Origin of the sequence: Aureibaculum luteum, from assembly GCF_003449015.1 — a bacterium.
GTDB classification, from domain to species: Bacteria; Bacteroidota; Bacteroidia; order Flavobacteriales; family Flavobacteriaceae; genus Aureibaculum; species Aureibaculum luteum.
Map to the genome: position 1 here is coordinate 188790 of NZ_QRGD01000003.1, position 25959 is coordinate 214748.

Here is a 25959-nt window from a genome sequence, read left to right on the forward strand (position 1 = left end):
AAGGTGATTTGTTAAATTATATAATCGCAAAAGTATTGGAATTTATTGAATGTTGCTAAACGTATAACACTTCTTATTAATTTAGAACATATTGATGTTCAAAATCCACTTATCAATTAAATTACTTCAAATAGAAAACTAGAGCTTAACAATTCATTTAACACTTTTAATCAAATGCCACTCTTTAAATAGCAAAACACCGGTATTAATTCACAAACCTTCAAGACAAACAAATAGACTTATATTCAGCTTAAATTGTCAAAAAAATAATATTTCTACGAATACTATAAACTATTCAAGAAACAGAACACGTAAATATTAAGAAAATAGCATTAAAAATATTTGATATTATCAATAAAAACAGATCTAAAGCAACACTTTCAAATATAAATCGTAATTTGTCATTTTATAGATATTATATTACCATTTACAATTAAATATTATGTATAAAGACATTCATAGAGAAATAACACCTTTGGCCGCAGAAGATAGTTTTTTGGTTTTTGACCGCGTTAAAGACGACTTCGACTTTCCAATTCATTTCCATCCTGAATATGAATTAAATTTCATTCACAATGGAAAAGGAGTAAGACGAGTTGTTGGTGATAGTTTAGAAGAAATTGATGACCTTGAACTTGTTTTAGTGGGCCCAAATTTATCACATGGCTGGGAGCTCTATCATTGTGATAAAAAAGAGATTCATGAGATAACTATTCAATTTCACGATGACTTATTTGATTCAAAAATGTTATCTCGAAGGATTTTCAAACCTATAAAAGACCTCTTTAATCGTGCAAATCATGGGATTCTTTTTTCAAAAAAAATTACTCAAGACTTAATGCCCAGAATCTTAAAACTATCTAAAATTGATAGTATAGATTATTTTCTGGAATTGATTTCTATTTTACATGACTTGGCAAACTCAAGAAATCAGCGACTACTTTCTACCTATATATCACAAAATGAAAATTTCGAAAACAGTAAAAAAATAAAAAAAGTATATGAATATGTTCAGGCAAATTTTGAACGAAAAATCACACTTAACGAGATTTCCGAACTTGCAAACATGAGTGCCGTTTCCTTTAACAGATTTATAAAAAAACGCACAGGAAAAACTTTTGTAGAGTACACTAATGACACACGTATTAGCTATGCCACTAGATGGTTGATAGAAACGGACTTAAGTATTGGAGAAATTGCATTTAAATGCGGCTTTAATAATATAGCCAACTTTAATCGAGTCTTCAAAAAAGTTAAAGACTGTACCCCTAGCGAGTACAAAGAAGAATTTGAAGGTATTAAAAGAGTTTTATAACTTAAGTTTTGTTTTAATAATATCACAATTTGATAAATAATTTTAAGTGGAATTTAGTGATTTAGCATAACTTTATAGTTTAAAACTTCTACATGTTTAACAAAATATATCTTCTCATTTTTTTTATTGCAATAGCTGGATGCCAACAACAAAAGAACAAAACGACATTTTACAAAACAAATAATCACTTTTTATCTTATCAAGGTAGAACTGAAATAATAAATGACAGCACTATAGCTTTAATTACATCTGGAGCTTCCGTGACATCTACTTTTAAAGGAACCTTTTGCAACGTTTATTTAAAAGGAGAGTTTGAACCGTATAATTATGTAACCGTAGAAATAGATGGCAATTATAGTGGACGCATAAAAATAAAAAGCGACTCAATAAGACCTTATACCATAAAAATTCCTAAAACCGACAAAGAACACTCACTTCGAATTTTTAAAACTACAGAAGCCACTAGTGGAGCAATACTATTTGGAGGCATTGAAGTAAACGAACTTGTAAAAAACACAAAAACGAATAAAATAAAGATAGCATTCATTGGCGACTCAATTACCTGTGGTGCCGCATCAGACACTAGCGAAAACCCATGTGGCTCGGGCTCATATATAGATCAACACAATGCATATATGTCTTACGGACCAAGAGTTGCACGGGCCTTACAAGCAGATTTTATACTAAATTCTGTGTCAGGAATAGGAATCTACAGAAATTGGAATGATGAAAATATCGAAGAACCTATCATGCCTCAAGTATATGAAAATCTATATATGAATCTTGATACTTCCAAACCTTATAGTTTTAATTACAAACCAGATATTATTAGCATATGCCTTGGAACAAACGACATGTCTAATGGTGATGGCATAAAAATGCGATTGCCTTTTAATAAAGAAAAATTTATTTCGAATTATATTAATTTTCTAAAAATGGTGATTTCGCACCAACCTGAAGCAAAAATTGTAGTATTAAATAGCCCAATGATTGAAGGTGAAAATAACGACCTACTCGTTTCATGTTTAAAAAGCATCCAAAATTACTTTCTTACAAATAAAAAAAAGGAAATATTACTTTTTGAATTTGATAAAATCTATAACCATGGATGCTCTACACATCCTAATACTGATGAGCACAAAGAAATGGCAGAAAAATTAATACCATTTTTTAAAAATATATTAAATTAATCTTTTGAAATCTCTACAAATTAAAATGATCACCACTAACCTTAAATCATTAAATATGAAAAAACATTTATTATATATTTTCTTAATCGCTTCGCAAATAGCATTTGCTGACGTCAGGCTACCAAGCATATTTACAGACCATATGGTATTGCAGCAAAAAAGTGAAGTTAAACTCTGGGGATGGTCGGACCCTGATGAAGAAATTGTCATAACACCCTCTTGGAGTGCTACAGAATATAAAGTTAAAGGATCTAACCAAGCGTATTGGGAAACTATTATTACAACTCCATCTGCTGGAGGACCTTTTACAATATCCATCAATGGCAATAACACACTAATTCTTAATGATATTTTAATTGGTGAGGTCTGGCTGTGTTCTGGGCAATCTAACATGGAAATGTCTGCAGCATGGGGTATTGAAAATGGTGATGAGGAAGTAAAAACTGCCAATCAATCAACTATTCGATTTTATACCGCACCAAAAATTAGTGCAAAATTTCCACAACTGAATATTGTTTCACAATGGGAAGTTTGCAGTCCTATTTCCATGAAAAAAAATAGTGCTTTAGCTTATTTTTTCGCAAAAAGATTGCAAGAAGTGGATCCAGATGTACCCGTAGGGCTAATTATTTCAGCTTGGGGAGGCACACCAGCTGAAACTTGGATGCCTGAAGAAGTAATTAACAACGATACACTATTGTTAAAAACCGCAAATTCATTAAAACCAGTACCTTGGGGACCAGTAGAACCAGCCAGAACTTTTAACGCGATGATAAACCCGTTGATAGACTACACAATTGCAGGTGCATTATGGTATCAAGGAGAAGCAAATGTCGGTTCTAATAATTATACCCATACACTTACAGCATTAATTAAGTCTTGGCGTGATTTATGGAAAAATGACTTTCCATTCTATATTGTTCAAATTGCACCGTATCAATATGGTGAAAATAACTTTAATGGTGCCATAATACGAGATGCTCAACGCATTGTATCTATGGAAATCCCAAATACCGATATGGTTGTAACTAGTGATATTTCAACTATAGATGACATACATCCTAAAGATAAAAAAACGGTTGGAATACGGTTAGCAAACTTAGCTTTGACAAAACATTACAAAAAGAATAATGACTTGGTAAATGGCCCATCATTCAAAAAAATTAGCGTTACTAAAAATAAAGTAAATGTCTATTTTGACTATGCAGAAGGACTGTACTTTAGTAATAAGCAACTATTATTTGAAGTAGCTGGTGATGATGGTGAGTTTTACCATGCCAAAGCCAAAATTTTTAAGGAAACCATAAAGGTTTCATCTAAAAAAGTAAAACATCCAACAAAAGTAAGATTTGCATGGGGCAACACCGTACAATCAAATTTATTTAACAAAGCAAATCTACCTGCTTCAACTTTTATAACAAAATAGACAATTAACGTATGATAAAATTTTCAAATGATTTTGTATGGGGTACGGCCACCTCTTCCTACCAAATAGAAGGTGCACATAACATTGACGGAAAAGGACCATCAATATGGGACGCTTTTTGTACCATCCCTAATCGCATAAAAAATGGAGAAAATGCAAATCAAGCCATAGACCATTATCATAATTACAAGGAAGATGTTGCCTTATTAAAATCTCAAGGATTTACCGCCTATCGCTTTTCCATTTCCTGGTCTAGAATTATGCCAGAAGGGAAAGGAAAAATCAATGAAGAAGGCATCCTCTTTTATAATAATTTAATTGATGAATTGTTAGCTAATGATATAACTCCTTGGGTAACCTTATATCATTGGGACTTACCTTTAGCTCTTCAAATGGAAAATGATGGATGGTTAAATCCAGATATTACTTGCTACTTTGAAGCTTACGCAAAAGTGTGTTTTAAACGTTTTGGTGATCGTGTTAAAAACTGGATAACACTTAACGAACCATGGGTGGTTTCTATCTTAGGCTATGGTCAAGGTGTTTTCGCACCAGGCAGAGTTTCTAATTCAGAACCATATTTGGTAGGTCATCATTTATTATTAGCACATGCCCATGCTGTGAATTTATACAAAACGGAATTTGCACATCAAAATGGTATAATAGGAATTACAAATAATTGCGATTGGAGAGAACCACTTACAGATAAACCTGAAGACATTGAAGCTGCCCAGCGTGCTCTTTTATTTTTTATTGGCTGGTTTGCAGATCCTATTTACTTAGGAGATTATCCTAAAGTAATGAAAGATAGACTTGGAGATAGACTGCCTAAATTTACAGTAGACGAAAAAAAATTGATTAAAAACTCTTCAGATTTTTTTGGACTTAATCATTACACCACGATGTACGCTGCTCAAGATGATAACAAAGACGTAAAAAGTAGCGTTTATGGCAATGGAGGTATTTCTGAAGATCAAGATGTACTACTAACGCAAGATGAATCATGGCCTCTAACAGAATTTAATTGGGCAGTTGTGCCTTGGGGTTGTTATAAATTACTTGACTGGATTAGTAAACGATATGACAATCCTGATATTTATATTACGGAAAATGGATTTGCCTGTGACGACAAATTAGAAAATGGGGAAATAAATGACACTGACAGATTAGATTATTACAGACAATATCTAGAGGCTTGCAATAAGGCAATTGAGAACGGAATAAAACTAAAAGGATATTTTGCATGGAGTCTCTTTGATAATTTCGAATGGGCCTCGGGCTATTCTATCCGATTTGGAATAAACTTTATAGATTATAAAACGCTTAAAAGAATTCCTAAAGCTTCCGCTTTATGGTTTAAAAAAATCATTAAAAATAAAGGTTGGTAAAACTTTAGATTTGATTTTAGAATACGAGTGAGAACAAATTAAAAACTTCAATTATGAAACATTTATTTCTTATTGCAATCACCTTGAGTATTATGTATGCCAATGGACAGGAATCAATCAAACCAAATCATCAAATGAAAAATTCAAATAACTATGGAATTTTTGAGAATCAAACAAATGTTGGAAACCCTGTAAATAAGGGCTCTATTGATTATAATAATGATACACAAGAATATACAATTACGGGTTCCGGAGTAAATGTTTGGGGAGCAAATGATCAATTTCAATATATCTACAAATCTATTCAAGGAGATTTCATATTGAGAGCCAGAGTGAAATTTGTCGGAAAAGGTATAGACCCACATCGTAAAATAGGTTGGATGATTCGTAATAATTTAAGTTCAAATTCACCTGAGGTACATGCCTCAATTCATGGAGATGGATTGACATCATTACAATACCGAAAAACAAATGGAGGAGAAACGGAGCAAATAATTGAATCAGATAATAAAATGCCAGATGTTGTTCAATTAGAACGTCGAGGTCATGATTATTATATGTCAACCGCCAAATTTGGTGATTCACTTGTAACAACAAAGTTAGAGGGAGTAAATTTAAGAAATGAGGTATTCGTAGGTTTGTATGTATGTTCGCATAATCCGGATGTCATGGAAAAAGCAATATTTAGTAATGTACGTATTGTTAAGCCAGCCTCCAAAGACTTTATGGAATATAGAGACTATATAGGAAGTACCTTAGAAATAATGAATATAGAGACTGGACAGCGGAAAACATTACTTAGTTCAGGGCATTCATTACAGGCTCCTAATTGGATAAATCAAGATAAAGAGTTGGTCTACAACTCTAATGGATTCTTATATAATTTTAATATTAAAACAAAGGAAGTAAAACAGATAGAAACGGGCTTTGCAACTAGTAATAATAATGACCATGTATTTTCCTTTGACGAAAAAATATTGGGCATAAGCCATCATAATCAAAAAAATAATGGAATCTCCTCTATCTATATTATGGATCCAAAAGGTGATTCAATTCCAAGAAAGATTACCTCAGATGGTGTTGGAGCTTCTTATTTACATGGAATTTCGCCTGACAATAAAAAATTAATCTTTACGGGTCACCGAAATAATAAATATGACATCTATAGTATCGATATTGAATCAAGAAAAGAGACACAATTAACAGACACCAAAGATCTTGATGACGGATCTGAATATTCACCAGATGGTAAATACATATTTTTTAATTCTAACAGAACGGGTAATATGCAATTATGGAGAATGCAAGCCGATGGAAGCAATCCTACACAATTAACTTTTAATACTAATTTTAAAGATTGGTTTCCACATGTCTCACCTGATGGCAAATGGATAGCTTTTATTTCTTTCCCACCAACTATTGCTTTTGGTAATCATCCTTTTTATAAGCATTGTACCTTACGATTAATGCCTATTGAAGGAGGTACTCCAAAAATTATTGCATACATTTATGGTGGTCAAGGCACTATAAACGTTCCAAGCTGGTCAAAAGACAGTAAGCATATAGCATTTGTAACTAATTCCGATACATTCTAATTAGTGTAAAGACATTTTTTAGTAAAAAAAATATTAAACTGATTCAATACTTATTTCAAATGATTTTAAAAAAAAGATTTATCCAATTTATATGTATTATTTCCTTGGGCCTATTCGTTACTAAGAATAGTATTGCCCAGCAGCAATTTACAGTTTTATTAATTACAGAAACCGCAGGATGGCATCATGAATCAATTCCAAATGGAATTACAGCCATCAATGAATTGGCTGCAAAACATAATTTTAAAGTCGTAAGACAACAAGAAGCCATAAAAATTTCCGAAGATGGGTTAAAAAATATGGATGCCGTAATCTTTTTAAATACCACAGCAAACATTTTTGATGACGATGAGCAGAAAGCCTTTGAAAACTTTATTAAATCTGGTAAAGGATATATTGGTATCCATGCAGCATCAGATACAGAATACGAGTGGGAATGGTACACCAAACTTGTAGGTAGAATGTTTCATATACATCCCGTAATACAAACAGCAAAACTTAATATTATCAATCATGATTTTCCAGGCTTAGAGCATTTTCCTAATGAACTTTTATGGACAGATGAATGGTATGAATTTGGTGAAGAAAAAGTAAGTGATTTAAATTATCTTATTACCGTAGATGAAAATTATTATACCCCTGCAGCTACTTGGAAAAATAGGGATATGGATAAAAATGGTAAAATGGTTGACCGAACTGGAAAAGGGATGGGTAATTTTCATCCAATTTCGTGGTATCATGAATTTGATGGTGGACGATCTTTTTATACTGCTTTAGGGCATATTGAAAAAGTATATGAAAATCAATGGTTTAAAGATCATTTATATGGAGGGATCTATTATGCTGCAACGGGCAAAGGCATCAAAGATAAATAGATAACATAAGGAACCTCAAATTCAGACCTCAACGAAGGGTTTTGTTCAGACTAATAAGTGTTAAAAAATTGTCTATTGCTTGATTAATTTTAAGATTTTCGAACCATACAAAGTTTTAATCTTTAAAAGATAAATACCTATTATTACAGCAACTTCATTAATTTTACAATGAGCATCACAATTACCTGAACTGATTGCCCTCCCTGTTAAGTCATAAAAAGTATAGCTAAAATTTTCGCTGGCTTCAATATTTAATTCTGCATGGAAAGGATTTGGAAAATACTTTATGTTAAGCGAATTAACTTCGTTTTCATTTACTGATAAAGAACCACTTTTGGCAACAAATTGTGATAGTAAACTTATGTACGCAACTTGATAACCATTACTATTTTCGGTAACCTCCCATGAATTCATTGGCCAAGTTGTATTAAAATCATCATAGGCTTTTTGCTTAGGCTGCCCTTTAATTCTGCTAACCTGAGCCGTATTGCACGTTTGACCACTACAACCTCCTGATGAACAACAATCATCCCAATCGTAACTAGGATTTGGTCCACCCGTTAAAAACCCTGGAGCAGGCCCCTTTGGATCATTCTGCACATTATCCCAATCCGTTCCATCTGCAAACCATGCATGATAAAATTCATTTACACCATTATCAGCCCCGTAATCATACATATTTGAGAGATAACAAAAATTTAAAGGATTTACTCCATGAAGGTAATGTAAATAAAGCTCTGCAGCCCTTAAAGCATCTTCATTATTCGTATTATCAATATTATAACCTACATAATCTGAAAACATAAGTCCCTTTTTTGACTTTGTACCATTACTCCCCCAAACATAGTCCTCCAAATGTGCTAAGTAAGGGTCTAATTCATTTGTTAAACCTCCAAAATTTCTTGAAGATTGCATGGCGTTTTTATAGATGTTTTTTATCGCGTTAGCAACTATTGAAGATACTCCCGTGAGACTGGCATAATACAACAACGACTCTTGATCTTCATGTTCAAAGGGGAACGCAAAATTCCAAAGCATTAAATGAATATCTTGATAATTATTCTCTACAAATGTCTTGTAGGATACATTATTTGTAAGATCAAACAAATAGGTTGCCGCCTTTACTTTAAAAGCCAATCTGCCATAATCATTCGTTTCTTGTTGACCAGCACCTATGCCCACTGAATTATAAGAAGCACTATTATTTTCCCAAACTACATTCGGGTTATTATCTGCCCAATTCCAAGCATTGGTCGCACTTTGTAAAAGATCAGCCCCATATACAGTCATTCCCATTTCATTAAATACTTTAGCCCCATAAGCAAATGCAGCAGCAGAAGCCAACGTACCAGATGTATTTACACCTCCATACAAACTTCTTCCCGTAGTTGAGGACGGCGGTGAAGCTTGCGAAAGACTTACAACACTTATCATGGAACCATTGGTTTTCTGCAATTTTAGCAAGTAATCGAGCCCCCATTTTACTTCATCAATTAGATCAGGAATACCATTACCAGAATAAGGCAAGTTATAATTATCTCCCCATGCATCAGGATTTTTTTTATACGCTTTTAATAAGCTAACAATATAATTGGCCGTCCATGAGGTATACTTATTGTAATCGCCTGCATCATACCATCCTCCACTTAAATCCTTTTGCGAAGAGGCATCATTAGGTGTATCAAATTTTCTGCACTGCGAATCTTGTAATGTGGCCAAATGACTTGCTCCATCAGACCATTTTGCACCAGCATATTGCACACCTTTAGAATACCCGGCTCGTTGATAGAAAAAAGTACGAAAAGCATGTTTTAAAACTTCTTCATAAACATTATCATTGATGACAAAATCGTATGATTTTAAATTTTTAGTTACATCGAGAATATAATAAATGCCTGGAGTTTGGTATGAAGAAAAATCGAACCACCAAGCTCTATCACCCGATGATGGATCTACTAAACCGGAATTGAAAGAAACTATATTTCCTGTATAAACAGTTGCACCATTATTAGCGTTAACTAATGCATATTGAACACCTGGGGAAAATGATTCAGCGGCATCAAAACCCGTAACAGGATCTCTCATAACTGCAATTTTTTCAGAATCAGGACGATACCCAAATTGATCAACTACAATGTATTTCGACAGTGTTTGCGATTGCATCAAAAATGAAATACTGATGAACACAACTAGAATATAATATTTCATGCTATTTTTATATGATATAAAATTACGAAATGAAAACAATAGTTAAGAATTTCAAACTATTTCATTAATTGCTTATTCGCTTTCTTAATCATCTTGAGCGTTGAAGTATCTGAAGCAAATACAGAATTTAAACCTTGAGGTTCTTGGGGTGGATCTGCTGTAAAATCATCACCATGCATCCATTTTCCATTATCAGGATTCGTTTTTGCATAGCCAGCAAATCCCCAAAAATTTAAACCCGCCAAAACACCTTGCTTCTTTTTGCTCTCTATAATTCTATCAAAAATGGCATTGTAAAAAATATTTCTATTTGCAACGGAAGCTTCTTTTGATAAACTTTCCTTTTCACGTGGAAATCCAAATTCCGACATTACAATGGGCTTCTGCAACCTTTGAGCAACCAGTATATGTTCATCCATATAAGTAGTTGCTTTTTCAACAGAAAGTAGTGTAGATTCCTTTTCATTATCAATATCGTACCAACCCCAATTTTTGGGCCACATGTGCATTACTAAATAATCAATGTTCTTATTCGTATGCACTCTTTCATACATATCTATATCTTGTAAAAAACCGTGTTTACCTTCGGTACCTGTTGATATTAAATGATTTGAATCTAATGAAGCTATTAAATCTACGGTTTCATTAAGCCATGATGCAAAAGCTTTTTCATGATTAGGACTCATTAAAACTCTTGGCTCGTTAGCAACTTGCCAAGACATTACTGTATTATCTTCTGAGTATTTTAAACCCGTATACGCATTTGTTCGTTGTATTATAAATTTTACATGTTTATAAAACGCCTCTTTACAAGGTTTACAACTGTGAAATTGACTTGTATAAGTCATGTACTGATCCCATGAATATTGTTCTAAAAACGGATTAGGAACTTCTCCATACCCATTCCATTGCAAATACTCAGACATACCACCAGACCAGATCCAATTATTATTTAAATACAAAACGGCGTACATATTTCTCTTACGCATTTCTGACATTAAAAAATCCAACCCATCAAGTAAATCTTCATTATACACACCCTGTTCTGGCTGTAAAGCTGGATGCACTCTAGAATCACCACCATCACCTTCCGCTCCCACTAAAATACGCAGATTATCAATACCTACTGATTTCATAAGGTCTAACTCTTTAATTAACCGATCACGATCTCCAATGTTTTTGGCGGCTATTAAAGGACCATACCAATAATTTGTACCCACGAAATAATATGGAGCTTCACCTTTGTAAAATTTAGAATCTTTAACCGTTATTAAAGGAATAGCATTAGTATTAGTATCACTATTATCATCATCAGATTGTTTATTCTTGCATGAGAACAACAGAATAACACAGGCCATAAAATACATTAATGTTGTTTTTTTCATATTCTAACTGTTTAAGATTATAAACGCCCTTGAGGTGTGGTAAGGTGCTTTCCACATACTTACTTTATCTTCCTCTCTATAAGGGTCACCGTTTTTATCGACTCTAAAAAACCACTCTCCATTTTTATAATCAATCAGGTACTTTTTAGTGAATTCCCAAATCTTTAATGAACTTTCAATGTACCTCTGATTCTTTTTTAAATTATAAGCATAATTCAACCCTACAAGTGCTTCTACTTGGGGCCACCAATGCCTATCAGTATCAATATGATTGTTATCTAAATTCTTTTCATTTATTACAGCCCCTTCACTATCTATTCCCTCATTTAAAAAAGAATCAGCTATCATTATTGCTAATTTGTTTGCTTTATTCAGTAAGGCTTCATCTTCAACGAGCTTAGCTGCTTCTATCAATAACCAAGCTGCTTCAATATCATGTCCATAAGAAATGGTATTACCTAACAAATTCCATTGATCATCAAAAAACAAATCAAAATGATTATTAGAATTAAGAAATTTTTCAAAGAATATTTCAATCAAATGTTTTAATGATGCTTTTAACTCGCCATTATCACAAATTTTCAACAAAGCAGTATAAGCTTCTAAAATATGAAGGTGTGTATTCATCGTTTTAGATGCATTCATATCCTTTTCACTTAATCTCATATCTTGAATCGGACTCCAAGTTTCATTAAATGCCTCGAAGTAGCCTACATTCACATCATCTTTGGCATATTCTTCAAGAAGGTTAAAAATTTCTAGTGCCCAAATTTTAGCCTCTTCATTTTCTGTAAACATATAGTATTCAGACAGTGCATAAATAGTAAAGGCTTGAGCATAAACTTGCTTTCGCGTGTCTATCGGATTTCCTTTATAATCTAACTCCCAAAAAACACCTTTGTGGTTTGAATCTTTAAAATAGCTTTTTAAATAGGTATACGCTCTATCGCAAATAGACCTGTATTCATTTGTTTTTAGATGATTTGAAGCTGCTGAAAATGACCAAAGAATTCGTGTATTTAAAATAATACCTTTAGAGGCTTTTGGCACGACAACATTGAAGTGATTAATTTTACCTAAAAAACCGCCATGGTTATGATCTAAAGTATTTAATGACCAGTAATTTAGTACATTTATTAACTCAATGTTCAGTTCGTTTTTTAGTTGGGAATAAGCATTAGACATCACCGTAGTTTGCTATTTTTATCTATAAGGCTGAGGATTGTTTGTACAGAATTTGCGGATGAGTATTTATCTTCAGGAGAATGCATAACATAATCTAACAATTTGTCAATTGATGATACCGCAACGTGCATCCTAGTATCTGACGAAGCATAATAAATATAAACAGTGCCATTATCATCTTCAATCCAGCCGTTTGAAAATAAAACGTTTGAAACATCGCCAATTCTCTCATCATCTATTGGAGCCATAAAATGACCTGCAGGTTGATGAATTACTTTTGAAATATCATTTAAATCTGTCATAAACATATACAATGTATAACGTAAACCTGCTGCGGTATTTCGTACACCATGAGCGAGGTGCAACCAACCTTCTTTAGTTTTTATTGGTGCAGGTCCTTGTCCATTTTTTAATTCAAAAACAGTATGATAAATTTTATTATTAATAATCTTTTCATTTTTCACAACAGGATTTATCATGTCATCGATATAACCAAGCCCGATACCACCACCATTACCAACATTTATAAACCCGTCTTGCGGACGCGTATAAATAGCATATTTACCGTTAACAAATTCTGGATGCAACACTACATTTCGTTGTTGACCAGAACTTGAGATTAAATCAGGTAAACGTTCCCAATGAATAAGATCTTTTGTTCTAACAATCCCTGCGTTAGCGGTTGCAGAACTAGTATCACCTATTGGAGCTTCTGGGTCTTTACGTTCCGTACAAAACACACCATATATCCAACCATCTTCATGGTTTATCAAACGCATATCATAAATATTGGTATCTGGATCTCCTTCAATTTCAGGAATTACGCATGGTTTATCCCAAAATTTAAAATGATCTACACCGTTGGGACTTTCTGCAATTGCAAAAAATGACTTACGATCGTTTCCTTCTACTCTTAAGCACAGCAAATACTTGCCATTCCATTTCATGGCTCCAGCATTAAAAGTGCCGTTAATACCTATTCGTTCTAACTCAAATGGATTTGTTTTAGGGTCAAAATCATACCTCCAATGAATTGGCGTATGATCTGCTGTTACGACAGGATATTTATATCGTGTATAGATCCCATTTGAATTGGAAACGGGTTTATTTTTTTTGCTAATCAATTTAGCATATCTCTTTTTTTTCTTGGCTATTGTGCCATTTATTTTGTACATATAATTAATCAATTTTTTCTTCTAATTTATTCCACCAGAATTTCTTTAATAGCACTAAACATATTACTAAAACAACAAGAGAAATATAAATAGGCGTTTGTTGTCTAAAAATGATATACATAGGTAAAATTACCAACGTTGTCTGTGCGGTTATACCTATTAACACATTAAACAAATCCATACCAAAACTTTCATTCTTTTTGAAATTCGGATCTTCAATTAGTAATTTATCATGGATTGGTTTCCAAAACCCCCACGGTTTAACATTTTTATAGAATTTTTTAAGAACGGCTTCATCTGTTGGCGGGGCAGAATACGTTCCAATGACAGAACCTATTAATGATGCCAATAATAACCAGGGAAATAGATACAAACCTAACACATCTGGAAACAATTCCGGAATCACCGCTGCAGATACTAAACCAGCTACCATACCCCAAAAGAAACCTTCGCCATTAAACCTCCACCAATGCCATTTTAAAATGTTTGCACCGACATAACTTCCATATAAAACAGAGACTATCCATTGCAATACTGAATTTACATCCTTCGCAAATAATCCTAAAATTATACTAACTATAACTACGATCACTCCAGTCATATAGTTCATGTTTCTTATCTCTTTAGGACTTGCATCTGGCTTTTTGTATTTTAAGTAAATATCATTCACTAAATATGCTTGTGCAGCATTTAAAGTGCCTGCAAATGTTGACATAAATGCAGCAATTAATCCCGCTAATAAAAGCCCCAACAAACCTACTGGAACAAACTGCTGTATAGCCGTTGGCAAAATCAATTCAAAATCAATTTCTCCTGCAGAATTTAATAAATCTAATTTTTCATAATAAATTAAAGCCAAGGCCGCAAAACCTGCAATCATTAAATACCGAATTGGCATTAGAATTACAGATACAAATCCACTCATTTTAGAAGCTTCGGCTGCTGATTTTGTAGATAATATTTTCTGCATATCATAATTTGGAGCTGGCCCTGCTACACTCACCAGCAACCCTTTAAAGACCATCATCATAAAGAAAATTGTAAATAATCCAAATCCGTCTTCTTTAATTTTATTATTTACTTCAGGTATTATATGCGTCCAATCCATATTCAATTCCCATCCAAAAAACGGACTCATCCAACCATCAGGTACGTTCAACGTGTTACTTCCAACGGCTTGAAACCCTAAATAACCGATAACTAGAGCAGCTACAGTCATAATTCCAAATTGGACAACGTCTGCCCATACAATTCCAGACATACCACCTAACAACGAATAAAATACGGCAAAAAAGGTAAAAATAGTACCATAAAAATGTGGCACATACTCTGGCGTTACATCAAAGGGAACATAATTACTTACCATTTCCCAAGGAATAAAAATTTCAATAAATTTACCTAAACCTATAAATCCATAAGCTAAATAGCCCAAGCACATTATCAATGCAAAAATGACCACAATAACATGTGACAGTTTTGCTCCTTTTGCAAACCCAAAACGTGTACCTATCCATTCAGCACCTGTGGTTGCGTTTGAACGCCTTAACCATTTAGACAAATACACCATCAAGAATACCTGATTAAAAACAGGCCATAACCACGGTATCCATGCACTTTTAATTCCATAGACAAACATCAAAGTTACAAGCCAAATTGTGCCAGAAATATCAAACATTCCTGAGGCATTAGAAAGCCCTAACAAATACCAAGGAATGGACTTACCACCTAGCAAATAATCATCTTTACTTCGTTGTGCTCTTTTTTTTAGAACAAGTCCAATTATAACTATAGTTAGCAAATACAATAAAATAATTATAATATCTACTGTGTTGAGTAATTTCATAGGTTGGTTGTGGTTAACTTTAATTAATTTTTAACTCATTAATATCTTTTAAAAACAGTGTTTTCGATAGCTTTTCGAAATTTTTAAAATCACTTTCACTAGAATGTCCTTTATAAGGCATATAATGATGATCAAGTCTTCCGTTTCTCCAGAACAACACCCATGCAATCCCTGAATTTTCTATACTAGGATATAAAACTTCTGAATACCAATTTTCAGTAGAAATTGTTTCTAATCCTGTTTCCGTAAAAGCATAAAGCTTGTTCTTTTCTTTGGCAATATTTTTTACGAGTTCTAAATCTTTAACTACTGCTTCTGCATACTCTTTTGCATTTTTAAAATCATAAATATCAATACCCAAAATATCTACGTAATCGTCTCCAGGGTAGTATTTCAAATAATCATCGGACGGATTTAATTTATTTGGTGAATAAGCATATAACAAATTGTGCACGTTATGAGTATCTCTTAGCAACTGTACTGTTTCTTGCCACAATTGTTTGTACTCGGCTGCTGTACAGTTTGGATCTCCCCACCAAAACCAAGCCCCATTCATTTCATGAAAAGGCCTAAATACCAAAGGTATGGGTTGATTATCATATTGCAATGACTTTATAAAATTCGCCATTCGTTCTACCCAAAGCTCATATTTGGCTCTATTTTTACCACCTTTAATAATGTCAGCAACAGCAGGTGTTTTATCCCAAGAATCTCCATCGGATGTTGGGTTATCTGCATGCCAGCTAATGGTTATAATACCGCCCTTTTTATGAGCATCAATCATAAGTTTTCTCATCGTAACAAACGAAACGCTATCTAAATTTCTATCAGAAGCCAATTCAATACGTCCTAAATCAAAACCATATACCGAAGGGAAATCTTGCACCACTTCATTTACATCGCTTTTTATAATTAAACTGTCATCATTTTGCGTCCAGCTAATGCCATAAGATGTTGCGTCTTGATGCCCAATAGCAAAACCTTTTTTTGAAATTTCATTTAATTTTTGATAAAGATTCAAACAACTTTCCGAAGCTTTTTCGTCAACTAACAAAGGCTTTTTTTCTTTTTGTTTTTGAGTAGTTGTACATGAATAAAAAGATACCATAAGTAACAATGCAAGAACAGATTTACAGTAAAATTTAAGATTTTTATTTTTAATGGAGATCATCATAAATTGTATTTATAATAGAGGTTACTAGTTATTTATTGTAAAAATCAAATTTAGCTATACTAAAATTATGATATTGATATTATTTTATCAATATCTTAAATTATTATTACGATGTGCAGGATTGATAGTTCAATTTTAGATCAATTTGATTTCGAAAATGATTTTACTCCTTTACCATTTTTTTAGATACACTTCCATTTTCTGTTGAAATTCGCAAATAATACATACCTGATGCTAGTTGAGACACATCCAGTTGATCATTCTCTAAAGCTTCGTTAATTATTACTTTACCATCGATAGAATAAACGAGCACCTCTCCTAATCCTTGCAAACCTTTGATTTGAATTTTATGTACTGATGGGTTTGGAAAGACAGAAATAGAGCCAAGTCCAAAATCACTAATTCCAGCGGTATTACAAGCATCTTTATCAAGAGCTATTACACTTCCATTAGTCACATTCATATACTTAATTTGAGGCTCTATAGCAATCCAGAGTGTAGACTCTTTATATTGCCATCCCCATGCTCCAAAATAACCATTATCATATAAGTAATCATATGTAGCATTTATAGGATAACCAAACCCAGTCATTAGTGACTCCGCTTCTGCCGCATGAAATTCACCAACCATAACGGGTTTATCTAACTCCCAATAACTTGCAGGATGATGAAATGGTGAAATAGAAGATGATTGCCAATCATAATAATGAACTTGATAAAAATCTAAGGTACCATTATCAGAACCTCCAGCTGCAATTAATGCTGCATCTGAATAATAATTTTTCTGATTTACATTTGAGGAAACATTTTTATCCGTATTTGCTAACATAGACCAAGTCCCATTGGTAACAAGAGCTTCAGAATCAGCATCGTGAATTGCACCCGCTAATTTATTTACTACCATTTGAACATCGGCCATCGAAATTCTAACTGGTGTCCAACCAAATTCACTAGTCATCCCTTCTGGTTCATTAAAAATCTCCCAACTCATAAGTGCCGGATGATCTTTTAACCCATTAACCATAGGGGTTAAGGCATTATCTATATAGGATTGTACATTAGTCGATGATTTTAAAAATGCCAAGTTACCGTCATAATTTATGTCGGTCCAACTTTTAGCCGTTGGGTCTTGAAGCATATCAAAAGAAAACAAACTAATATTTACCAGCACATTATTTGACCACGCCGCGTCTAACACATCTTTTATCTGATCTATAATTTGCTGATTTGTTAATGAATGATGTAAACCAGTAATATTGCCACTTGTTTGTATCTCTGGAGTAAAAGCTGCATCTGTATGGAGCCACCAACGCACAGAATTACCGCCTGAAGCCTTTACTTCTGAAAAGAAATTATCAAAATAAGTCAGGTTTGGATTAGTACCAAACCCAACATCTCCACTAAATTGATTCCATGCTAAATTTGTTCCGCTTAAAAATAAATTTTGGCAGTTTACCTCAATAGTATTCTGAGCTTTCACCCCCAAAACCATTAAAATTGAAAGTATTAATATGTATTTCTTTTTTGACATAAATTATCTCTGTGTAAATATAAGAATCAATCTAGCTACTAATATGGTATTATTTTATCATAATAATAAAGTATTATTTCACAACATCTGATGAATTAGTAAACAGAACTAGCATCTCCATCAAACACCCTGATAGAATGACTATTGACAGATAAATCAATCAATTAAATGTTTTAAAAACACTTAATAAACCTATAATTCATTTATAATAAATAAGACAATAAAAGTGAATAACATACAAACAAGAAAATATTTTATCGATAAATGACAAAATAATATTAACATTCTATTAACTTTAAGTATAATTTTGGTATTGATAATAACTTACTAGTTAAATTATACATTCTATAATTTATGTTTAGTGAAAATTAGAATTAACTAGATTAACTCAAAATCATATGCAAAAATTAAAATCAAAAATCATTTATTGTAATGTAAATCGCTATTACTTGCTGTTATTATTTGGCTTATTAAGTCAATTAATTATAGCTCAAAGTACGATTAGTGGTGTAGTTTCAGATTCAAATGGTGCTCCGCTACCCGGAGTCAATATTATTGAAAAAGGAACCTTAAATGGGGTATCTTCAGATTTTGATGGAAACTATCAAATATCAGTAAATAAAGGTACCACCTTAGTTTATAGTTTCATCGGTTTTAAGACACAAGAAATTTCAATTAACGGCAAATCAACTATTGATATTACCTTAGAAGAAGATTCTAATAACTTAGATGAGGTAGTCATAATTGGTTACGGGTCTCAGAAAAGATCAGACATTAACAGTGCCGTTTCTTCGGTAAGTTCAGATGATCTAAAAGATTTAAAACAAGTTTCATTAGATCAGATGCTACAAGGTAAGGCCGCTGGTGTTAGTGTGACTTCTAATTCTGGTGCACCAGGAGGAGCCGCTTCTATTAGAATTAGAGGAACCACTTCATTAACAGGTACAAACGAACCTCTTTATATTATAGATGGTGTACCAATTTCTGGTGATGCTACAGGAAAATCTACAAGTGGCCAACCACTAGTAGGTAAAGATGGCTTTTCTTCAACTGGCGGAAATGGTAATAACGCCGTGAGTCCATTATCAATGATAAACCCTAATGATATCGCATCGGTAGACATTTTAAAAGATGCTTCAGCAACCTCTATTTACGGGTCTAGAGGTGCAAACGGAGTAATTATTATTACAACAAAATCTGGAAAAAAAGGAAATGGTAAAATTGCTTACGAAGGGTATACTTCTATTGTAAAGAATTATAAAGACCTTGATGTAATGAATTTACAAGAGTTTGCTGAACATAAAACAAATTTGGCCAATCTATATGGAACCGAAGTTCGTCCAGAATTTTCACATCCAGAATTATTAGGAGAAGGAACTGATTGGCAAAACGAAGTATACAGGACCGCTGTTGCTCAAAACCATCAATTGTCTTTTTCAGGAAGAAAAGAAGATATAAACTATTACTTATCGGCAGGTTTCTTAGATCAAGAAGGTACAATTATCGGCTCGGGACTTAAAAGGTATACCGCTAGATTAAATGTTGACTCTAAGGTTAAAGATTGGCTAAAAGTTGGTGCCAATTTAACTACGGGTATAACGAATGAGAAGGTTACTGTTAACCAAAGTTTTACAGGTTTAATTAGTAATACGTTACTCCAATCTCCTGATATTCCAGTAAGAAATTCAGATGGTTCTTTTGCAGGACCACCAAGTGCAGACCAAAGTGTTACTTACTACAATCCCGTTGCTGAAGCACTTACAAGAGAAAATAAATTAATCAGGAAAAACTTTTTAGGTAATATTTATGCTGAAATAACAATTTTAGATGGCTTAAAATACAGAATGGAGTTATCTGGAAATACCGAATATTCGCAAAATGAAGATTTTAGACCATCTTACAAATGGGGATCTCAAGTAAATCTTACTGCTGATTTAGATACAAGAAACCAAAACTGGTATTCAATAAACTTCAAAAACTTACTAACTTATAATAAGTCTATACAAAAGCATAGTTTTACATTATTGCTAGGTCAAGAAGCGAATGATAGTCATTGGGAAGGTATCATAACATCTTCAAACGGTTTCCAGACAAATGAAAACCACACCATAAATTTAGCTGATGTAGATAACAATACCGTAACAGGTTATAAAGGTAGTGCCTCAATATCGTCCTATTTTAGCCGTCTTATTTATAGTTTTGACAATAGATATAGTTTAACAGGTTCTATAAGAGCTGATACATCTTCTAAATTTGACCCAACTACAGATAATCAAACTGGTATTTTTAAATCAATTGCTGGATCATGGAAATTATCAAATGAATCATTTATGGAAGGGTTTGATACATATATAGATAATATAAAATTTAGAGTTGGTTATGGTGAAACAGGAAATCAACAAATTGAAAACAACAGATACACCGCTCTTTTAGCGGCTCAAAATTCTGGATTAGGAAGCGGTTTTTTAGTGTCTAACTCTCCAAATCCTAATTTAACTTGGGAATCTTTAAATCAAACAAACGGTGGTCTTGATTTTACACTATTTAATTCAAGACTTACAGCCAGTGTTGATGTTTATGACAAAAAATCAGAAGGATTTTTATTCCAAGTGCCGTTACCGGATTACTTAACTGGTGGTGGAGGTCAATACGGTGGAATTTCAGCACCATACTCAAACCTTGGAACCATGCAGAACAAAGGTTATGAAATTACATTAGGATTAAATTTAGGTGATTCTAAAAGTTTTAGCTGGAATTCTTCATTGAACTATTCACACTATTCAAATAACCTAATTAGCATTCAAGACGGTATTGTGTTGACACAACAAATAAATACAAATGGTTATCAACCAGTAGTTGTCACAAACACCATCGTTGGCCAGCCAATAGGAATGTTTTACGGTTATGTTTCTGAGGGAATATTTGACGATATGGCCACTTTAAATGCTGCACCGTTGCAATTTGGACAACCTGTAGGGACTGGCTCTGGTGAAACTTATTTGGGTGATTATAAGTACAAGGATGTTAGTGGTCCAAATGGTGTGCCAGACGGCATAGTTGACGCATTAGATAAGACATTGATTGGAAGCCCGCATCCAGATTTTACGTTTGGTTTTACCAATAACTTTAAGTATAAGAATTTTGATTTATCTGTATTTGTTCAAGGAACTTATGGAAATGACATTATGAACTTAACCCGAAGACAAGGTACAACTAATGCATCATTATATGAAAATCAATTTGTTGAAGCTTCAAATTATTGGACTGAAACAAACACAAATACCAGCATCCCTAGACCAATTAATAATACGGCAAATACAAACTTATTAATCTCTAGTCGTTATCTAGAAGATGGTTCTTATTTAAGAATTCAAAACTTAACTTTTGGCTATTCTTTACCACAAGATGTTTTAGAAAAAATAAAAATGTCTAGAATAAGAATTTACGGCTCTGCTCAGAACCTCTATACCCTTACTAATTATTCAGGCTATGACCCTGAAATTGGATCCTTTAATCAAAGTCCGCTTTTGACAGGTATAGATAATGGAAGATACCCATCTCCAAGAACTTTTTCACTAGGTATAAACGTTGAATTTTAAAAAAATAAGAAAATGAATAATAAAATATTTTTTAATTTGTATAAATTATTTAGTGTAGCACTACTAATTGTAGCCCTTGGATCTTGTTCTGAAGATTTTACAAATAGGCCACCAGAGGATACCATAAGTTTAGATGCCTATTATAATAGTAATGAGCAAGTAGCTTCGGCAACCAATGGAATGTATAGCAGAACTTGGTTTCAATTATGCAACAAGTTCTTTTGGGCACTAGAAGTTGGTTCTGGAAACATGTATTCTGGTTCTCCAGATGTTAGTGGATTAAGAACTTTTTCAATGAACGGGAGTGATCCAGAATTAACAAATGGCTGGGCGTCCTTATGGGCAAACATTGCTCAAGCTAATGCCATAATTAATTTCTTAGAATCTAGGGTTGGTGCAGAAGTAGATCAAGCGGTAATAGATAATACCTTAGGAGAAGCTTATTTTATGAGAGCTACGGCTTATTTTTATTTAGTTCGTTTATGGGGCCCAGTTCCAATTATTGAGAACAATTTAGATTATTCTGATGACCCATATATTAATACAAACCCTGAAGCTGACATCTACACATTGATTGTAAGTGATTATTTAGCAGCAATAAATAGGTTACAAGAAAAGACAAGAGGAGGTAATTATGGAGAAAATGCCCGGATTTCAAAAGGTTCCGCAAAAGCATTGCTTGCTAAAGTTTATTTATATCAAAAGGATTATGCTAATGCCAAAATCATGGCGGAAGATGTAATTAATAGTGGTGAATTTAAATTATTAGGCGGTAGTGAATTACCCTCAAAATCATTTGCAGATTTGTTTACGTATGCAAATAACAATAATGAAGAATCAATTTTTGCCATTCAATGGAAAGGAGACGGAAACTACGGTTCAGCAAATAACTGTAACACTCAATTTGGTATTAGTTCATCAACAGTTTCTACATCTAATGCTTCATACGGAGGTGTTTTTGGCCCATCTCAAGATGTAATGACAATATATGCAGCCAACGACGTAAGAGGACATGAAACTGTAATGCTACCAGGCAATGTTTATCCTGATTTAAATACATCTATTGGTTTAGGTTTTACAGTTCCAGACGAAAATAATGCTCAAAATTCTGGAGGAGGTATTAAAAAGTACTGTATTGGCGTACAATCTGATGCTACAGGCCCTGTTGATGCTTGGGCAATGATGGATAACAATACCTATATTATGCGATATGCAGAGCTCTTATTAATCCATGCAGAGGCTATTTTGGCAGGTGGTTCAAGTACTTCTGATGTTATGGCGTTGAATTCATTTAATGCCGTTAGAAATAGAGCTGGGTTATCAAGCTTAACTTCCATTACTTTTGATGATATTTTCAATGAAAGAAGAAAGGAATTATGTTTTGAAGGTGATTATTGGTTCGACCTTGGCAGATTAGATAAAACAGATGCTATCGCTATTATGTCTGCACAAAACAGAGGAAACAAGGATAACGCAGAATATTTTACTCCTACATTTTCTTCCGATCATAATGCCAACGACTTTTTTATGGATTATCCTGATAACGATGTGGCAAAAAATCCTAAGTTATTAGAAGAACCAGTACCATATACTTTTAATTAAAAAATAAAAAGATCATGAAAAAATTCAAAATCAAAGACATATTTAGCTTTCTTATTATAGTGTCAATATTGGTAGGTACACTTACTTCATGTACCAGCGATGATAGTGAAAGTATTAATTCTTCCGCACCTCCAGTTATAAACAATGTAAGTATAGCCAGTGCAGGCGATTTAGTACCAACAACTGTAGGTTACGCAAATAACGTATACATTATTCAAGGATCAGGTTTTTCAACGTTAGAAAAAATATATTTTAACGATGTAGACACCTATTTTAATCCAACAATGGTTACAGATACGGATATATTTGTCAATATTGATCAGAATACACCTTATGAAAACGCATCAAGCGAATTAAAAGTGGTAACCAAAGGTGGTACCGTAATATACCCATTTGTTATTGCTCCACCAGCTCCACAATTAACGAGAGGTTTTCAACCTGTAAATGCGGCTGAAGGTGAACAAATTACAATTTATGGAGATTTCTTTTTAGATCCTGTGGTCTCTTTTGGATCAACCGAAGCTACTATCGTTTCAAATACATTAACAGAAATCATAGCCATTGTTCCTGCAGGAGGTGACAAACAATACATTACTGTAACTACAATTTCGGGTGATATAACATCTACTTACGCAGTAGGTACAGCACTTTATGATGATATTTGGTATGGAGGATTTGCACCACCAGAATGGAACAACCATGTTTATGAAACCAATAACACGGCTGCCCAAGGCACAACCTATTTCAAAAAAGATATGGGAGGTTGGGATAATCTACAAGGAGAATGGAGTTGGGACGATCAAATAGCCGAATATGCTGGAATCAGAATGTCTTTAAAAGGCCCTGACGGCTCTAAACTAAAATTAGTTTTTAATGGAAATTGGAGTGATGATACCGCACCCATAATTACGCTTACCTCTGAATGGAAAGAGTATTATTTTACTTGGGCAGAATTGCTAGATGCCGGACATGTACAAAATATATCATTTCAAGAATTTACCGGGAATGGTGGAGAATACTATTTCGATAATTTTGGATACATATTAAAATAGTAATTGTTGTTAATTGAGTTAGTAGTAATAAAAAGCATCTGGAATATTTTCGAGATGCTTTTTTTAAATTATTTAAATTATGAAGAAAATAACAATCGGAATTCTTGTCCTATTACTTTGTGCACATACACACGCACAAAAATTTGAAGGCATAGCTGAAACACCTCCATTAGGTTGGAATAGCTGGAATACTTTTTCAACTAACATCAATGAACAATTGGTAAAAGATATTGCCGATAAGTTTGTTGAATTAGGTTTGAAAGATGCAGGTTATGAATATATTGTATTAGATGATGGATGGATGGCTAAGGAGAGAGATGTAAATGGAAATTTAATTGCCGATCCAGTAAAGTTTCCAAGTGGTATGAAAGCTTTAGCCGATTATATTCATTCAAAAGGACTTAAATTCGGATTATACAATTGTGCCGGCTCTAAGACTTGTGCCGGGTATCCAGGCAGTAGAGGATATGAATATCAAGATGCCCGTTCATATGCCTCATGGGATGTTGACTATTTGAAATACGATTGGTGTAATACAGATAAATTAAATGCAGAAGGAGCTTATATTACGATGAGAGATGCCATAAAAACTGCAGGAAGACCAATGGTATTTAGCATTTGCGAATGGGGAGATAATAAGCCTTGGGAATGGGCAAAAGATGTTGGTCACTCTTGGAGAGTTACAGGAGATATTATCAATTGTTGGGATTGTGAAATTGGCCATGGGTCTTGGTCTTCATGGGGTGTATGGAAGATTATTAATATGCGTAAAGCTATACGTAAGGCGGCTGGCCCTGGTCATTGGAACGATTACGACATGATGGAAGTGGGCAATGGCATGACTGATGCCGAGGATCGAAGCCATTTTGCTATGTGGAGCATGTTGGCCTCACCTTTAATTATGGGTAATGATTTAAGAGTTGCTTCTCCCCAAACAATCAAAACACTAACAAACAAAGAAGTAATTTCAGTAAATCAAGACAACCTAGGCATACAAGGTTTTAGGTTTTCAAACGAAAACAAGATAGAAATTTGGTTAAAACCTTTAAATAAAAATTCCTGGGCAATGTGTTTTGTAAATATGAATGATAAACCAATTGAAATTAATTTTGATTGGAAAAAACATAACATTGGAGATGATGTTAATGAACGTAATTTGGATACTAAGAAAGATACTTATACTATTGAAGATCTATTTAACCATAAAAACTTAGGGAGTACAGCTAAAAACTTAAAAGGCAGAATTGGTGTGCATGATGTATTGATGATCAAACTAGAATTAAAATAGAGTCGTTAGTTAAAACGCACTCAATTATTATTATTATTAACTATTTAATTACACTCCTGATAACTACAATTTTATTGTACCTATCAGGAGTTTTTCTAACATTTGAGTCAATTCTAGATTATCAATAA

17 protein-coding genes are annotated in these 25959 nt (G+C 33.3%); 10 read left to right on the forward strand and 7 right to left on the reverse strand.

Annotation, left to right across the window (positions count from 1 at the left end):
- Positions 1-442: 442 nt before the first annotated feature.
- The 6 genes from D3P13_RS09140 to D3P13_RS09165 all read left to right on the forward strand — a co-directional run bounded on the left by D3P13_RS09140 (position 443) and on the right by D3P13_RS09165 (position 7789).
- On the forward strand, positions 443-1315 hold the full coding sequence (locus D3P13_RS09140) for a helix-turn-helix transcriptional regulator (protein WP_117881595.1): 873 nt from the start codon (positions 443-445) through the stop codon (positions 1313-1315).
- Positions 1316-1407: 92 nt separating this feature from the next.
- Entirely contained in the window at positions 1408-2505 is a 1098-nt protein-coding gene (locus tag D3P13_RS09145) for an SGNH/GDSL hydrolase family protein (RefSeq protein WP_117881597.1), read from the forward strand.
- A 55-nt stretch (positions 2506-2560) separates the two neighbouring features.
- Positions 2561-3931 (forward strand): sialate O-acetylesterase, encoded by a 1371-nt coding sequence (locus tag D3P13_RS09150; RefSeq protein WP_117882240.1) that lies wholly within the window; start codon positions 2561-2563, stop codon positions 3929-3931.
- An 11-nt stretch (positions 3932-3942) separates the two neighbouring features.
- Entirely contained in the window at positions 3943-5319 is a 1377-nt protein-coding gene (locus D3P13_RS09155; RefSeq protein ID WP_117881599.1) for a GH1 family beta-glucosidase, read from the forward strand.
- Between the two features lie 53 nt (positions 5320-5372).
- Positions 5373-6914 carry a TolB family protein gene (locus tag D3P13_RS09160; protein ID WP_198679999.1) on the forward strand — a complete coding sequence of 514 codons (1542 nt, stop codon included), beginning with the start codon at positions 5373-5375 and terminating at the stop codon, positions 6912-6914.
- A 59-nt stretch (positions 6915-6973) separates the two neighbouring features.
- Entirely contained in the window at positions 6974-7789 is an 816-nt protein-coding gene (locus tag D3P13_RS09165; RefSeq protein ID WP_117881604.1) for a ThuA domain-containing protein, read from the forward strand.
- Positions 7790-7861: 72 nt separating this feature from the next.
- Here D3P13_RS09165 and D3P13_RS09170 read toward each other — a convergent pair whose 3' ends face one another.
- The 7 genes from D3P13_RS09170 to D3P13_RS09200 all read right to left on the reverse strand — a co-directional run bounded on the left by D3P13_RS09170 (position 7862) and on the right by D3P13_RS09200 (position 18290).
- Complete coding sequence (locus tag D3P13_RS09170) at positions 7862-9997, reverse strand: glycoside hydrolase family 9 protein (RefSeq protein ID WP_117881606.1); 2136 nt, start codon at positions 9995-9997, stop codon at positions 7862-7864.
- A gap of 56 nt (positions 9998-10053) precedes the next feature.
- Positions 10054-11382, reverse strand: coding sequence for a glycoside hydrolase 5 family protein (locus D3P13_RS09175; protein WP_117881608.1), 1329 nt, complete (start codon positions 11380-11382; stop codon positions 10054-10056).
- 3 nt (positions 11383-11385) lie between these two features.
- A complete protein-coding gene (locus D3P13_RS09180; protein ID WP_117881610.1) occupies positions 11386-12567 on the reverse strand; it encodes an AGE family epimerase/isomerase in 1182 nt (393 codons plus the stop codon).
- Complete coding sequence (locus D3P13_RS09185; protein WP_117881612.1) at positions 12567-13742, reverse strand: glycoside hydrolase family 130 protein; 1176 nt, start codon at positions 13740-13742, stop codon at positions 12567-12569. The genes D3P13_RS09180 and D3P13_RS09185 overlap by 1 nt, the downstream gene beginning before the upstream one ends.
- Before the next feature lie 4 nt (positions 13743-13746).
- Entirely contained in the window at positions 13747-15585 is a 1839-nt protein-coding gene (locus D3P13_RS09190) for a sodium:solute symporter family protein (protein ID WP_117881614.1), read from the reverse strand.
- 19 nt (positions 15586-15604) lie between these two features.
- A complete protein-coding gene (locus tag D3P13_RS09195) occupies positions 15605-16759 on the reverse strand; it encodes a glycoside hydrolase family 26 protein (protein ID WP_117881616.1) in 1155 nt (384 codons plus the stop codon).
- 163 nt (positions 16760-16922) lie between these two features.
- Positions 16923-18290: a T9SS type A sorting domain-containing protein gene (locus D3P13_RS09200; protein ID WP_117881618.1), complete on the reverse strand. Its 1368-nt coding sequence runs from the start codon at positions 18288-18290 to the stop codon at positions 16923-16925.
- 398 nt (positions 18291-18688) lie between these two features.
- Here D3P13_RS09200 and D3P13_RS09205 point away from each other — a divergent pair, with 398 nt between their 5' ends.
- The 4 genes from D3P13_RS09205 (at position 18689) to D3P13_RS09220 (ending at position 25831) form a co-directional block, all read left to right on the forward strand.
- Positions 18689-21889 carry a SusC/RagA family TonB-linked outer membrane protein gene (locus tag D3P13_RS09205; RefSeq protein ID WP_117881620.1) on the forward strand — a complete coding sequence of 1067 codons (3201 nt, stop codon included), beginning with the start codon at positions 18689-18691 and terminating at the stop codon, positions 21887-21889.
- Between the two features lie 12 nt (positions 21890-21901).
- Entirely contained in the window at positions 21902-23491 is a 1590-nt protein-coding gene (locus D3P13_RS09210) for a RagB/SusD family nutrient uptake outer membrane protein (RefSeq protein WP_117881622.1), read from the forward strand.
- 14 nt (positions 23492-23505) lie between these two features.
- Complete coding sequence (locus D3P13_RS09215; RefSeq protein ID WP_117881624.1) at positions 23506-24543, forward strand: hypothetical protein; 1038 nt, start codon at positions 23506-23508, stop codon at positions 24541-24543.
- A 79-nt stretch (positions 24544-24622) separates the two neighbouring features.
- Complete coding sequence (locus D3P13_RS09220; RefSeq protein WP_117881626.1) at positions 24623-25831, forward strand: glycoside hydrolase family 27 protein; 1209 nt, start codon at positions 24623-24625, stop codon at positions 25829-25831.
- Positions 25832-25959 lie beyond the last annotated feature (128 nt).